The organism is Flavobacterium tyrosinilyticum, from assembly GCF_023656565.1.
Lineage (GTDB): Bacteria > Bacteroidota > Bacteroidia > Flavobacteriales > Flavobacteriaceae > Flavobacterium > Flavobacterium tyrosinilyticum.
Genome location: NZ_JAMOKG010000002.1, coordinates 1,432,605 through 1,445,655 on the forward strand (window position 1 = coordinate 1,432,605; position 13,051 = coordinate 1,445,655).

A 13,051-nucleotide genomic window follows, 5' to 3' on the forward strand; every position below is an offset into this window, starting at 1 on the left:
ATTGAACTTATTAAATTTTGAGTTTTTTAAATCCTAAAATCAATCCAGAATCCTTAATTTTGCTGGCATAAAACTTAAAAAATATATACATGCTCAAGATTTTCAAAATTACTGCCATTTTAGAGGGAATCTCTTATTTAGTATTATTTGCTAATATGTTGATTATCAAAAATAATAATCCTGAACTTTACCATACATTATTACGTCCGTTAGGAATGACACACGGTGTTCTATTTATAGGATACATTCTTTTAGCCTTTTTATTGAAAAAATCAATGAATTGGGACTTAAAAACATTTGCAATCATTCTAGTTGCTTCTCTTATTCCGTTTGGAACTTTTTACATCGAGAAAAAATATTTAGAAACTAAAGCAAATGCATAAGCTTTTGGAGAAAATATTTAATTTTTTATATCCTGTTTTTAGAGATTGGGGAATGAGTCGCAATGTGGCGTCTTATACCAGTCTGATCTTTAACATCGCTATTTTAATAGCACTGGCTTACGTAATTTATTACGCGGCCAAATTTCTTTTGGTCACTTTGACTGCTGTTTTTGCACAACGTACCAAAACCAAGTTTGACGATTATTTAATTCAAAACAAAACAACAAGATATACCGCTTATTTAATTCCGTTTTTCTTTATCTATAAAGCCGTTCCTGTTATTTTAGATAAATATGAATATTGGGAATCGATTTTCGGAAAAATTGTCGGAATCTATATTGTATTGCTCGGATTATGGATTGTTCGAACTGTTTTTAATTCGTTACGCGATTACTTAAAACAAAAACCTGAATATAGCGATAAACCAATCGACAGCTTTGTTCAGGTTATTATGATTGTGCTTTGGATTTTTGGGGTTGCCATGATCATTTCGACTTTATTCGGAATTAAGAAAGGCGAATTATTAACCATTTTAGGAACACTTTCGGCCATTATCATCTTAATTTTTAGAGATACAATTCTAGGATTTGTTTCGAGTGTTCAGGTTGCGATAAACGACATGGTTCGTATTGGTGACTGGATTACAATGGATAAATTTGGTGCCGACGGAGACGTAATCGAAATCAATTTGACAACGGTAAAAGTTCGAAATTTCGACAATACCATCACCACAATTCCAACGTATGCATTAAGTTCAGATTCGTTTCAGAACTGGCGCGGAATGCAGAAATCTGATGGAAGGCGTATCAAAAGACATGTTTTAATAAAAAGCAGTACGATCCGTTTTTTGAATGATGAAGATTTGCATCAGCTAAAAAAAGTACAACTGATAACCTCTTATATAGATAGCCGTCAAGCGGAAATTGACAAATACAATGATCTTAGAGGAATTGATAAAACGCTTTCGCTAAATGGCCGAAATATGACCAATTTAGGTTTGTTTAGAAAATACATCATGCAATATTTAAATGATCATCCAGGATTGAACAAAAATATGCATATCATGTGCCGACAATTACAGTCAACAGCACATGGAGTTCCTTTAGAAATTTATGTGTTTTCTAGCGATAAACGTTGGGCAAATTACGAATACATCATGGCTGATATTTTCGATCATGTTATGGCTTCGGTAAGATATTTTGATCTTGAAATTTTTGAATTGCCTTCTACTTTAAGTTAGTTTTTGTTTCAAGTTTCAAGTTTCAGGTTGAAGTGGATTGTGTATATTTAAACGCAAAGCACGCAAGTTTTTTTTTAATATTAGACTTAATAAAAACGCGAAGTTCGCAAAGCTTTGTGTTAAAACTTTGCGAACCTTGCGTAAACCGTTGCGAACTTTGCGGTTAAATATACACATGCTATATCAACCTGAAACTTGAAACTTGAAACAAAAAAACTACTTCTCCTCTATCCTTTCAAACAGAAACTCAGGATTATGATACTCAATTGGAACTTCTGGGACGTAACACGGAAGATTAAAATAAGTTCCTATTACCCCTTTTCCTAGATAAAGCTTTTCATCTTTCTTTAAAAGGGCTAATGGGACTCTTTTCCAGGCACCGCCAAACGAAATGTAATGATAATCTCCTCGAAGCGTATCGCCTCTTAAATCTCCTCGTACATCGCCAGAATCTTTTCCGGTTCCATAATGACTAATTTCATAGCGTCCGTAAAAACGTTTATCATTTATATGAATATCCAAAATAGCGGTGTCTTTATTGTTTACAGCACGATATAATTGATGATTGTATTTTTCTTTATCTTCTTTAGAATTGCAAGAAGCTAGTAATAAGCAGAGAAACAGAAAGAATCGCATAATTTATTTTTATAAAAACAAAAATAGGTTTTTACTATGGGATTATTTCTTTAACTTTAAGAAAAACTTTAAGCAAATACCATGGAAGATAGAGACACTTTTTTAAAAGAATTCAGAGGCGAAACTTTAGGAACCGTTAGTGCTCAATCTTCACCAGATGAGTTATTTCAAAACCAAACAATCAGGCCGATTTTAAAACTCCAAAACGATTTGTTTATCGCAGTTTTTATTAATTATATAAATAAGAACAAGCGTGATTTTTATTCTTATTCGGTTGAGAAGAAACTACAAACTATTGAAAATTCAATTCAGAAAGATATTAAGTTCCGAAATTCTCTAAAAGGAATTGTAATGGGACTTTTTACGCTTGACGAATATGATACTTATATTCAAAATTCATCTAATTTAAATAAACGAATGATGAATTTATTGATTGAAAGATTGAAAAGTCAAGTGCAACTTTTTGAAGTGGAATCTGATTTGAAGTAATTTTTAGATGGAAATAGAAATTATTGAAAAGCAGAATCAAAGCCTATTTGTTTATAAAGAAGGTGGATTATTGTTTTATTCCACAGTAAAATTTAATTGGATTAGTAGAATTATAAAAATATACAATCCTTATGATGTATTAGCTTTAGAGTTAAAATATGGTTCTTTTTTTCAGAAATCAACTTATTTAATTCTTCATCAGAATAAGTTCATGACAAAGTTAATATCAGATATAGATAGCAAAATTTTGATTTTTGATAACAATAAACGCTTACTTACTAAATCAGCACATTTTTTCTCTCTAAGTCATAATTTTAATTACTTTTTTGAAGGAAAAATAATTGCTCAGGTAAAGCAAAATATATTCAGTATTCAAACCAAATATTTATTAAATGTAAATGATGAAAATTTAGAGCTTTTGGATCAAATAATTTTTCATCTTTTATCAATTAAGACTGGGTATTCGGTTGATTAAATACTTTATAATTAAAATATTTATTTACGATGTTCAACCAATTCCGAAACAAGTTCCCTTTAACAGAAGAAAAATGGAACGAATACGTCGGTTATTTTAATCGAATTGAAGTTTCTGCTAAAACAACGCTTTTAGAAGAAGGTGAAATCTCAAAAAAGCTTTTTATAATTGAGAAAGGCTGTATAAGAGTTTGGTTTAATAATAACGGAAAAGATCTGACTTCACAGTTCTTTTTTGAAAATCAAAGCGTGGCTTCGATCGAAAGTTTTATGAAGAAGTTTCCAAGTCCAGTTGTAGTTGAAACAATTGAACCTTCTGTTTTATGGTGGATTCACAAAGAAAATCTTGATATTATAATTGAAGAAATCAAAGAAAATCCAGAGTTGAGAGATCGTTTGATTGATATGCTTTTTCAAAGAACTTTCGACTATATGAAACACTTTTTTTCTTTCATAAAAGATTCTCCTGCTCAGCGTTATCTTAGTTTAATTCAAGAAAAACCTCAAATTGTTCAAAGAGTTCCGCAACATTATATTGCATCTTATTTAGGTATTAGTACGGTTCATTTAAGTAGAATTAAAAGTAAATTGCTTCAAAATAAATAGCCTTTTTCATTTGATAACAAATGTTATCGTCTACCCATAAACGGCTTTCTAATTTTGCTTCATAAAATTTAATAATTATGAAAGCAGCAGTAGTTTATACAAAAGGCGAATTGCCAAAATGTGCAGAGTTTCTGGAGCCAATTGCATCAAATGAAAATGAAACTTTGGTTTCGATAAAAGCCGTAGCCATTACAAATCTGGATAAAGGCATTGCAAGCGGAGATCATTATTCTTCGGAAAAAGAAAATCAAAACGGATTTATAGTCGGAAGTGACGGAATTGGAGTTCTAGAAAACGGAACAAGAGTTTATGCCCGCGGAATCTCAGGAACAATCGCCGAAAAAGCTTTAGTAGAGAAAAACCGAATGGTGGTTTTACCAGACGGAATTAATGATGCCACGGCCGCAGCGATGCCAAATGCAGTTGCAGGTTCGGCAATGGCACTTCGTTTTAGAGCAGCAATAAAACCTGGAGAAACTGTTTTGATAAATGGAGCGACTGGTTTTACAGGACAAATGGCAGTTCAAATTGCAAAACATTATGGAGCCAAAAGGATAATCGTTACAGGAAGAAATGAAAAAACGCTTGAAAGCCTTTTAGAATTAGGTGCCGATGAAATTGTTTCCCTAAAACAAGAGGACGAATCTTTTGTTTCTCAGTTAAAAGAAATCCATAAAAATACTCCAATTGATATTGTAATTGACTATTTATGGGGACATTCGGCAGAACTTATTCTTTCCGTTTTAAAAGGAAATGGAAACTTTACACATAAAACGAGATATGTTTCTGTAGGCTCAATGTCTGGAGATACTATTCAATTATCTGCACAGATTTTACGCAGCGTTGATCTTCAGTTATCCGGTTCCGGATTAGGAAGCTGGACAAAAGAAGAAGTCAAATTGCTGTTTTCTGAAATACTTCCCGAAATGTTTCTTTTGGCTTCAAAAAATATACTAAAAGTAAATATTGAAACCGTTCATTTATCGGATATTGAAAAAATGTGGAATGCAGAAGTTAGTGATGGAAAACGCTTGGTTGTGGTAATTTAATATTTTTGAACACATAGAAACATAGGATTCTTATTTTTTAAAAAGAGAACCAGAAAGAAACTAGTTTCTAACACAGAGGCATAGCTATGTGTATTTAAATTAGTGAAACGCCTTTTATAGATTCCAAGAGGCTATGTTTCTATGTGTTTATTTTTTTATGGTTTAGTATTCTAACAACTCTTTCAAAGCTTCCTCAAATCTGTTTCTTGGTAAAAACTGATCTTCAAGTGCTTTTGTAAACGGAATTGGAGAGTCTAAACTTGCTACACGTTTTACAGGGGCGTCAAGATATTCGAAGCAATTTTCCATAATTAAAGCCGAAATATCACTTGCGATTCCGCCAAACATAGTGTCTTCTTGGTAGATTATAGCTTTTCCTGTCTTTTTTACCGAAGCAAAAATGGTTTCAGTGTCTAAAGGCTGTAAAGTTCTTAAATCAATTAAATCGGCATCAATTTCTGGATGTTTTGCTAAAGTGTCTAAAGCCCAATGAACAGGTGCTCCAAACGAAATAATGGTAACCGAATTCCCTTCTTTAACCAACGCCGCTTTACCTAAAGGAATAGTGTAATAGTCTGTTGGAACATCTTGATAAATACTTCTGTATAATAATTTATGTTCAAAGAATAAAACGGGATTCGGGTCATTAATAGAGGTGTTTAGAAGTCCTTTTGCATCATAAGGAAATGCAGGATAAACAACTTTTAAACCTGGAGTTTTGGTAAACCAAGCTTCATTGGTCTGCGAATGAAATGGTCCTGCCTGAGTTCCTCCGCCGCAAGGCATACGAACAACAACATCGGCATTTTCGCCCCAACGATAATGAGATTTGGCCAATAAATTTACAATTGGATTAAATCCAGTTGAAACAAAATCTGCAAACTGCATTTCTACAATTGCTTTATATCCGTTGATTGATAATCCCATTCCTGTCGAAACAATGGCACTTTCGCAAATTGGCGTATTTCGTATTCTATCTTTCCCAAAAGCATCAACAAAACCATCTGTAATTTTAAAGGCTCCACCATATTCGGCGATATCCTGCCCCATAATAACTAAGTTTTTATGACGCCACATAGATTGCTCCAAACTGTTTCGTATGGCATCTATAAAACGAATATTTGTTGAATCAGAATTATGTGTATATTCTTCATATTGAAATGGTTTATAGACATCATCTAATTCCCCACTGTAAGTTGGTTCGATTTCAGGTTCAGCATTTGCCATCGCCCAATTTTCATCAATTTCTTTTTTTATTTCAGCGTGAAATTGTTCGTCTTGTTCTGCAGTTAAAATTCCGTTTTCCGTTAGATATTTTCTGTAATTGGTAACAGGATCTCTCAGTTCCCATTGATCCATTAATTCCTGAGGAACGTATTTTGTGCCACTCGCCTCTTCGTGCCCGCGCATTCTAAATGTTTTAAATTCTAATAAAATAGGACGCGGATTTTCCTGCATTTCCTTTTTTAGCTGAGACAATTTATTATAAACTTCAACAATATTATTTCCGTCAATAATCCAGCTTTCAATTCCGTAACCAATTCCCTTATCAGCAAGGTTTTCGCAAGCATATTGTTCGTTGGTTGGCGTTGAAAGTCCATAACCATTATTTTCAATAATAAACATTACAGGAAGTTTCCAAACCGCAGCAATATTTAAAGCCTCGTGAAAATCTCCTTCGCTTGTAGCGCCTTCTCCAGTAAAAACTGCTGTAATTTTTTTATTGTCTTGAAGTCTGTTCGCAAGCGCGATTCCGTCAGCAATTCCTAACTGCGGACCCAAATGCGAAATCATTCCAATAATATTGTATTCTTGCGTTCCAAAGTGAAAACTTCTGTCTCGTCCTTTGGTAAAACCATTTGCTTTTCCTTGCCATTGCGAGAATAAACGATGAAGTGGAATCTCTCTTGTTGTAAAAACACCAAGATTTCGGTGCATTGGAAGAATGTATTCGGACTGATCTAAAACGGCAGTTACTCCAACCGCAATGGCTTCTTGTCCTATTCCAGAAAACCATTTAGAGACTTTTCCTTGTCGTATCAGGATCAGCATCTTCTCCTCGATCAATCTTGGCTTTAATATCTTTTTATATAAATCTAATAACTCGGTGTTAGTAAGGTTTTGTCGGTAAAAAATCATGAAAATTTTTGTTTTTTAGTGTTTCAAATATAACAATTTGCGCCAATTTTATTGGATTATGCTGTAAAATTTTAATAAGAAATCTGCTTTTAATGCCTGAGCTTAAGATTATTTTCTAAAATATTATCTACCTTTGTTAGCGAAAGGTGCTTATGACACCTTTTATCTTTTAAAATAAAAAATGTAAAGTATGCAAAACATTCCTAGTGTAGACTTACGTGATTTCCTTTCGGACGACCCGAAACGTAAACAAAAATTTGTAAATGAAATCGGCAGTGCATTTGAAAACATTGGCTTCGTTGCCTTAAAAGGTCATTTCCTTGATGATCAGTTGGTAAACGAACTTTATGGTGAAATTAGAAATTTTTTCGCCTTGCCAATAGAGACTAAGCATAAATATGAAATTCCTGGAATCGGCGGACAAAGAGGTTATGTTTCTTTTGGAAAAGAACATGCTAAAGGACGCAAAGAAGGAGATTTAAAAGAGTTTTGGCATTTTGGTCAATACGTTGACAAAGATTCAAGATGGGCTTCAGAATACCCAGACAATGTGGAGGTTACCGAATTACCACGTTTTAATGTAGTGGGTAAAGAAGCGTACCAGAAACTAGAAAAAACTGGGGTTTATGTTTTAAGAGCTTTGGCTTTACATTTAGGTTTAGATGAGTTTTATTTTGACAATTATGCAAAAGAAGGAAACTCAATCTTAAGACCAATCCATTACCCACCTATTACTTCTGAGCCAGAAAACGCAATTCGTGCTGCTGCTCACGGTGATATCAACTTGATTACCTTATTAATGGGAGCTCAAGGTAAAGGATTACAAGTTCAGAACCACAATGGCGATTGGATCGATGCTATTGCTCAAGATGACGAATTAGTGATCAATGTTGGTGATATGCTTTCTAGACACACCAACAACAAATTAAAATCCACAATTCATCAAGTTGTAAATCCGCCAAGAGAATTGTGGGGAACTTCACGTTATTCAATTCCATTTTTCATGCATCCAGTAAGCGATATGCGTTTGGATTGTCTTGAAAATTGTATTGATGCAGAAAATCCGAAGAAATATGAAGATATTACTGCTGGAGAGTTCTTATACGAACGTTTAGTAGAATTAGGTTTAATTAAAAAATAAACTTACATAAATTTTAAATTAAAAATTCCAAATTCCAAGTTTTTCTTGGGGTTTGGAATTTAATTTTTAAATATCTTTATGCTTGAAATTTATTTTTAGAATAAAAAAATATGGACTTTAAAGATCAATTAAAAAACTTATTTCCAGATCACGTAGAATCGAATGAACCTGAGCAAGTTGAAGAACAAGAACACGTTCTTTATGTTCAGAAAGAACCAATGATTTGTAAATTTGAAAAAAGAAAGGGAAAACCAACTACTATAATTGAAGGTTATGAAGGCTCTGATGAAGATTTTAAAATCTTAGCCAAAGAAATTAAAACCAAACTGAGCGTTGGAGGAACTTTTAAAGACGATTCGATTATAATTCAAGGCGATTATAGAGATAAAATTATGGCAATCCTAAAAGAAAAAGGATTCAAAACCAAACGTGTAGGAGGATAATTAATTGTTTAAAAGTTTCAAGTTTAAGGTTTCAGGTTACTATAAATAACTTGAAACGTGAAACATGAAACAAAAAACAAAATCTTAGAAACTTAGAAACTAAAAAAACATGATTCAATCATCAGAATTAATACTAAATCCTGACGGAAGCGTTTACCACTTAAACCTTCGTCCTGAACATATAGCACACGACATTATTTTTGTTGGTGACCAAAATAGAGTAGAAAAAATTACTCAATTTTTCGATTCAATCGAACATTCTGCTCAAAAAAGAGAATTTAAAACCCAAACCGGTATTTACAAAGGCAAAAGAATTTCGGTGGTTTCTACAGGAATTGGCCCTGATAATATTGATATTGTACTAAACGAATTGGATGCTTTAGTAAATATTGATTTAAAAACGCGTCAGCCAAAAGAGAAATTGACTTCTTTAAATATTATCAGAATTGGAACTTCGGGTTCTTTGCAGGAAGATATTCCAGTTGATAGCTTTGTGATGTCCAAATTCGGATTGGGATTAGACAATATGCTTCGCTCCTACTTAATTGACGGCGTTTCGATTACAGAAATTGAAGATGAATTTGTAGCACATACAAACTGGGATCCCAAAAAAGGAAAGCCTTACGTAACGCAGTGTTCTGAAAAGTTAGAAAAACTAATAGAATCAGATAAAATTTTTAAAGGAATTACGGCAACTGCTGGAGGATTTTATGGCCCGCAAGGAAGAGTTTTACGTTTGAATATTCAAGATGAAGAATTGAATAACAAAATGGATAATTTTAGTTTTAATGGAACTAAAATCACTAATTTAGAAATGGAAACAGCGGCAATCTACGGGCTTTCAGCTCTGTTAGGTCATAATGCTTTATCGCTGAATGCTATTATTGCAAATCGTGCTAGCGGAACTTTTAGTGAAGATCCGTATAAAGCAGTAGATGAGCTTATTGCATATACATTAAATAAATTAGCAGGAAACTAATTAATTAGAATTTGATGGAAAGTGTTCTTCTGAAATTTGAGCAGTTATTGAATGAGAATGTAAATTATATTCCAACAATACAGAATGAAATTTTAGACGCAAAAAAACCTGGTAAATGGTCTAAGAAAGAGATTTTAGGCCATTTGATAGATTCTGCAATTCATAATCTGGTTCGTTTTACAGAGATTAATTATTCGGAAAAACCATATCGTCACAGGCCGTATAATCAGATCGATTTAGTAAATTTAAATCAGTATCAGAAAACAGATATTAAAGAGCTAACTCAGTTGTGGTTTTCAATAAACAAACAGATTGTTAGAATCATGAAATCTGTCGATGAAAATGCTTTAGATTATAAAATCATTTTAAGCGATGAATCTGTAATTGATTTAAGGTTTTTGATGACCGATTATGTAGAGCATTTAGAACATCATATTAATCAAATAAAATCATAGAATTTATGTTTTTACGAGTGGCACGACATACAAATGATTTGGAGAAAATAGAGAATTTTTATGTTGATATACTCGGGTTTGAACGATTGGGCGGATTTGAAAATCATAATAATTATGATGGCGTCTTTATTGGGAAACCGGGTTTAGACTGGCATTTTGAGTTTACTCAATCTAAAGTCGCAGCCAAACATACTTTTGATGAAGATGACGCAATGGTATTATATCCTAAAACTATTGCAGATTATGATAAATTAGTAAATAAATTAACGCAACAGAATATTGCAGTTATACCTTCGCTGAATCCGTTTTGGAATGAAAACGGAAAAATGATTCAGGATCCAGATGGTTATAGAATTGTAATATCACCTTTAAAAGCTGTAATTAGCGAAATTGAATAATGGAACAGGAAACTCATAAAAAAATATTATTTAAATATTATAGTGATTATCTAGATGAAGTAGTGTCTGAAACCATGTGGGCAGAAATTGTAGATCTAGAAAAAGGGCTTTTTAGATTGGATAATATTCCGTTCTTCGGACCTTTAATTGCTACTGATGACATTTTTTATGCAGAATATGACGAAACAGAAGAACGTTTTATGCATAGAAAAACGATTCAGAATTCTGGAAACTCGATTGTTCAGGTTGCGGTTTTAGAAAAAGGTTTTGACAAAGAAATCATTCGGGAGAAATTAAAAGCGCTAAATTGTTTGTCTGAAGGATTAAATGAAACTTTTTTTGCGACAGAAATAACCAAAGATATTGATTATTCTTTGGTAAGAAGCCTTTTGAACGAATACGAATCGCAAGACATTATCGAATATGCAGAGCCTTGTCTTTCAGAAAAACACCGAGCAGATTTATTAAAAAATTAAAAATTTGAATACATAAAAACATTGCTTTTTATTATATCCTTTTAATTTTGTAGGAAAAGTAAACACTATAAAGTAGCTGTGTTTTTATGTCTCAAAACAATTTTGACGAATAAAATACTAACCATAAGATTACGCATACGCATACCAAGCAACTTAACTTAAACTTAAAACAAATGAAAACTGTCAAAATTGCGGGTGTTCCGGAACACTTCAATTTGCCGTGGCATCTATGTATCGAAAACGGCGAATTTGAAGAAGAGAACATCGATTTACAATGGACAAATGTACCCGAGGGAACCGGGAAAATGTGTCAAATGCTTCGAGACGGAGAAACAGATCTTGCTGTTATTTTAACCGAAGGAATTCTAAAAGATATTGCAGCTGGAAATCCGAGCAAAATTGTTCAGGTTTACGTACAATCTCCTTTAATTTGGGGAATTCACGTTGATGCAAAATCTGATTTTCAGACGTTGAAAGATCTTAAAAACAAAAAAGCAGCTATTTCCAGATTAGGATCGGGATCACAATTAATGGCTTATGTAAATGCAAATGAGCAAGGCTGGGAAATGGATGATCTCGAATTTGAAATTGTAAATACAATAGATGGTGCTGTCGACGCTTTGACCAATAAAAAAGCCGATTATTTTATGTGGGAACGTTTTATGACTAAACCGCTTGTAGATAAAGGCGTTTTTAGAAGAATTGATGACTGCCCTACTCCTTGGCCTTCATTTATTATTGTTGGACGCGATGAGTTCTTAAAAAAGAATGCCAAAACGGTAGAGACAATTCTTAAAATAATCAACAAAACAACGGTTGATTTTAAAGAAATCCCAGAAATTGACAAAAAATTATCTGAACTGTTTAATCAAAAAGCAGAAGATATTAAAGAATGGTTGAAACTGACTCAGTGGTCACAGAAAAATTTGACAGAAAAATCTTTTAATAAAATTCAAAATCAATTATTTGATCTGGGAATTATTGATAAAAAAAGTATTTTTGTAGAAACAGTAAAAGCTTTGTAAATACTGCTTTTTGATTCGTATGATGAAATTCCCTAAAATTGACTTACCGCATTTAAAATCCAAACTACAGGTGAAATCGCCGTGGGATAGGATTATTATTTCGCTGTTGAGTCTTTTGATCACCATACCGATTTTCATCATACTGCATCAAAATTTGATCGATTTAGAATGGGCATTCAATCTAGATCGTATATTTATCTTTATTTTTGTTTTTGCAACTGTGTTTTTTCTTCTGATGTATCTCAGAACAATTATTATTCTGTGTGTTGCAGTTTATTTGTTGATTCTATTTTACGGATCAGTAATTGGAAATTATGGTTTTAACGAAATCTCAGAAGATTACAATTCTATGATTTACACCATGTCAGACAATCCATATCCGCAGGATATTATTGTGGCAAAACTGCTTCCATTTCCTAATAAATCAAAGATTTTAAATGCTATTGAATATCAAAACCCGAAAGTGCGAAACTTTGCTATTATGGCAACTTCAAAGCATTTTAAAGGCATTAGAGGCTATTCAGATTATCGTACCATAATTCAGTGTTTTGCTGTTTTTAAAGAAATAAACGGCAGATGGAATTATGTAAACGATCCCAAAGACGGTGATTATATCGCAACCGCCAGCGAATCACTTGAGTATTTCTCAGGCGATTGCGATGATCACTCTATTTTGATGGCGGCTGCTGTGCGTTCTATTGGCGGAACTCCTCGCCTTATTCATACCAAAGGACACATTTATCCTGAAATTTTAATTGGTTCGATGATCGATCTGGAAAAAGTCAATTATCTCATCAAAAATGTTCTTTTTGTGAAAGAAAGCTACGGCAAAAAACTACACTACCATATAGACGAGCGCGGACAAGTCTGGATGAATCTGGATTATACCGCAACTTATCCTGGAGGTCCGTTTATGTATGAAGAAATTTTAGGAGCTTTGACTCTTAATTGATGGTCTCTAGAAGTCAGTTTGTCCAATTAAGACGATTTTAATAGTTAATTTGTAAAAGACTGGTTATCAGTAAAAGTCCCGAAAACAGAGACTTTCTGTATTAAAAGGAATTCATTTTTAGAAGTAAAAAAAATCTTTATAAATATTTGATTACGAATATTTTAAT

The 13,051-nt window shown here is 32.9% G+C and carries 16 protein-coding genes; 14 read left to right on the forward strand and 2 right to left on the reverse strand.

What is annotated here, in order from left to right:
* The first annotated feature begins 89 nt into the window (after positions 1-89).
* Together NCC77_RS14010 and NCC77_RS14015 are read left to right on the forward strand one after the other, a co-directional pair.
* Complete coding sequence (locus NCC77_RS14010; RefSeq protein WP_095929318.1) at positions 90-383, forward strand: DUF3817 domain-containing protein; 294 nt, start codon at positions 90-92, stop codon at positions 381-383.
* Complete coding sequence (locus NCC77_RS14015) at positions 376-1,623, forward strand: mechanosensitive ion channel family protein (protein ID WP_095929319.1); 1,248 nt, start codon at positions 376-378, stop codon at positions 1,621-1,623. The genes NCC77_RS14010 and NCC77_RS14015 overlap by 8 nt, the downstream gene beginning before the upstream one ends.
* Before the next feature lie 216 nt (positions 1,624-1,839).
* On the opposite strand, the gene NCC77_RS14020 is transcribed toward NCC77_RS14015, so the two are convergent.
* Positions 1,840-2,259, reverse strand: coding sequence for a hypothetical protein (locus tag NCC77_RS14020; protein ID WP_250836123.1), 420 nt, complete (start codon positions 2,257-2,259; stop codon positions 1,840-1,842).
* Between the two features lie 81 nt (positions 2,260-2,340).
* On the opposite strand from NCC77_RS14020, the gene NCC77_RS14025 reads away from it, so the two are divergent.
* The 4 genes from NCC77_RS14025 (at position 2,341) to NCC77_RS14040 (ending at position 4,877) form a co-directional block, all read left to right on the forward strand.
* Positions 2,341-2,748, forward strand: a complete 408-nt coding sequence (locus tag NCC77_RS14025; RefSeq protein ID WP_250836124.1) for a glyoxalase — start codon at positions 2,341-2,343, stop codon at positions 2,746-2,748.
* A 7-nt stretch (positions 2,749-2,755) separates the two neighbouring features.
* Positions 2,756-3,223: a hypothetical protein gene (locus NCC77_RS14030; protein ID WP_250836125.1), complete on the forward strand. Its 468-nt coding sequence runs from the start codon at positions 2,756-2,758 to the stop codon at positions 3,221-3,223.
* A 29-nt stretch (positions 3,224-3,252) separates the two neighbouring features.
* Positions 3,253-3,828: a Crp/Fnr family transcriptional regulator gene (locus NCC77_RS14035; RefSeq protein ID WP_250836126.1), complete on the forward strand. Its 576-nt coding sequence runs from the start codon at positions 3,253-3,255 to the stop codon at positions 3,826-3,828.
* 77 nt (positions 3,829-3,905) lie between these two features.
* Complete coding sequence (locus NCC77_RS14040) at positions 3,906-4,877, forward strand: quinone oxidoreductase family protein (protein WP_250836127.1); 972 nt, start codon at positions 3,906-3,908, stop codon at positions 4,875-4,877.
* A 162-nt stretch (positions 4,878-5,039) separates the two neighbouring features.
* On the opposite strand, the gene NCC77_RS14045 is transcribed toward NCC77_RS14040, so the two are convergent.
* On the reverse strand, positions 5,040-7,016 hold the full coding sequence (locus tag NCC77_RS14045) for an alpha-ketoacid dehydrogenase subunit alpha/beta (RefSeq protein WP_250836128.1): 1,977 nt from the start codon (positions 7,014-7,016) through the stop codon (positions 5,040-5,042).
* 190 nt (positions 7,017-7,206) lie between these two features.
* Here NCC77_RS14045 and NCC77_RS14050 point away from each other — a divergent pair, with 190 nt between their 5' ends.
* The 8 genes from NCC77_RS14050 to NCC77_RS14085 all read left to right on the forward strand — a co-directional run bounded on the left by NCC77_RS14050 (position 7,207) and on the right by NCC77_RS14085 (position 12,885).
* The gene (locus NCC77_RS14050) at positions 7,207-8,157 is read left to right on the forward strand and encodes an isopenicillin N synthase family dioxygenase (protein ID WP_250836129.1); all 951 of its coding nucleotides are present in this window, start codon (positions 7,207-7,209) and stop codon (positions 8,155-8,157) included.
* 110 nt (positions 8,158-8,267) lie between these two features.
* The gene (locus tag NCC77_RS14055; protein ID WP_057117964.1) at positions 8,268-8,600 is read left to right on the forward strand and encodes a translation initiation factor; all 333 of its coding nucleotides are present in this window, start codon (positions 8,268-8,270) and stop codon (positions 8,598-8,600) included.
* A gap of 109 nt (positions 8,601-8,709) precedes the next feature.
* A complete protein-coding gene (locus tag NCC77_RS14060) occupies positions 8,710-9,579 on the forward strand; it encodes a nucleoside phosphorylase (RefSeq protein WP_250836130.1) in 870 nt (289 codons plus the stop codon).
* 14 nt (positions 9,580-9,593) lie between these two features.
* Positions 9,594-10,034, forward strand: coding sequence for a DinB family protein (locus tag NCC77_RS14065; protein WP_250836131.1), 441 nt, complete (start codon positions 9,594-9,596; stop codon positions 10,032-10,034).
* 5 nt (positions 10,035-10,039) lie between these two features.
* Positions 10,040-10,432, forward strand: a complete 393-nt coding sequence (locus NCC77_RS14070; RefSeq protein ID WP_250836132.1) for a VOC family protein — start codon at positions 10,040-10,042, stop codon at positions 10,430-10,432.
* Positions 10,432-10,908 carry a DUF4265 domain-containing protein gene (locus NCC77_RS14075; RefSeq protein ID WP_250836133.1) on the forward strand — a complete coding sequence of 159 codons (477 nt, stop codon included), beginning with the start codon at positions 10,432-10,434 and terminating at the stop codon, positions 10,906-10,908. Before NCC77_RS14070 ends, NCC77_RS14075 begins: the two co-directional genes overlap by 1 nt.
* A 173-nt stretch (positions 10,909-11,081) precedes the next feature.
* The gene (locus tag NCC77_RS14080) at positions 11,082-11,933 is read left to right on the forward strand and encodes a substrate-binding domain-containing protein (RefSeq protein WP_250836134.1); all 852 of its coding nucleotides are present in this window, start codon (positions 11,082-11,084) and stop codon (positions 11,931-11,933) included.
* A 19-nt stretch (positions 11,934-11,952) separates the two neighbouring features.
* Positions 11,953-12,885, forward strand: coding sequence for a transglutaminase-like domain-containing protein (locus NCC77_RS14085; protein WP_250836135.1), 933 nt, complete (start codon positions 11,953-11,955; stop codon positions 12,883-12,885).
* Positions 12,886-13,051 lie beyond the last annotated feature (166 nt).

Excerpts from the sequence above, each read along its gene's own strand:
- NCC77_RS14060 (WP_250836130.1), top strand. The coding sequence starts at position 8,710 with ATGATTCAATCATCAGAATTAATACTAAATCCTGACGGAAGCGTTTAC.
- NCC77_RS14015 (WP_095929319.1), top strand. The coding sequence starts at position 376 with ATGCATAAGCTTTTGGAGAAAATATTTAATTTTTTATATCCTGTTTTT.
- NCC77_RS14085 (WP_250836135.1), top strand. The coding sequence starts at position 11,953 with ATGATGAAATTCCCTAAAATTGACTTACCGCATTTAAAATCCAAACTA.
- NCC77_RS14045 (WP_250836128.1), bottom strand. The coding sequence starts at position 7,016 with ATGATTTTTTACCGACAAAACCTTACTAACACCGAGTTATTAGATTTA.
- NCC77_RS14035 (WP_250836126.1), top strand. The coding sequence starts at position 3,253 with ATGTTCAACCAATTCCGAAACAAGTTCCCTTTAACAGAAGAAAAATGG.
- NCC77_RS14050 (WP_250836129.1), top strand. The coding sequence starts at position 7,207 with ATGCAAAACATTCCTAGTGTAGACTTACGTGATTTCCTTTCGGACGAC.
- NCC77_RS14055 (WP_057117964.1), top strand. The coding sequence starts at position 8,268 with ATGGACTTTAAAGATCAATTAAAAAACTTATTTCCAGATCACGTAGAA.
- NCC77_RS14065 (WP_250836131.1), top strand. The coding sequence starts at position 9,594 with ATGGAAAGTGTTCTTCTGAAATTTGAGCAGTTATTGAATGAGAATGTA.
- NCC77_RS14080 (WP_250836134.1), top strand. The coding sequence starts at position 11,082 with ATGAAAACTGTCAAAATTGCGGGTGTTCCGGAACACTTCAATTTGCCG.
- NCC77_RS14010 (WP_095929318.1), top strand. The coding sequence starts at position 90 with ATGCTCAAGATTTTCAAAATTACTGCCATTTTAGAGGGAATCTCTTAT.
- NCC77_RS14075 (WP_250836133.1), top strand. The coding sequence starts at position 10,432 with ATGGAACAGGAAACTCATAAAAAAATATTATTTAAATATTATAGTGAT.
- NCC77_RS14070 (WP_250836132.1), top strand. The coding sequence starts at position 10,040 with ATGTTTTTACGAGTGGCACGACATACAAATGATTTGGAGAAAATAGAG.
- NCC77_RS14025 (WP_250836124.1), top strand. The coding sequence starts at position 2,341 with ATGGAAGATAGAGACACTTTTTTAAAAGAATTCAGAGGCGAAACTTTA.
- NCC77_RS14020 (WP_250836123.1), bottom strand. The coding sequence starts at position 2,259 with ATGCGATTCTTTCTGTTTCTCTGCTTATTACTAGCTTCTTGCAATTCT.
- NCC77_RS14040 (WP_250836127.1), top strand. The coding sequence starts at position 3,906 with ATGAAAGCAGCAGTAGTTTATACAAAAGGCGAATTGCCAAAATGTGCA.
- NCC77_RS14030 (WP_250836125.1), top strand. The coding sequence starts at position 2,756 with ATGGAAATAGAAATTATTGAAAAGCAGAATCAAAGCCTATTTGTTTAT.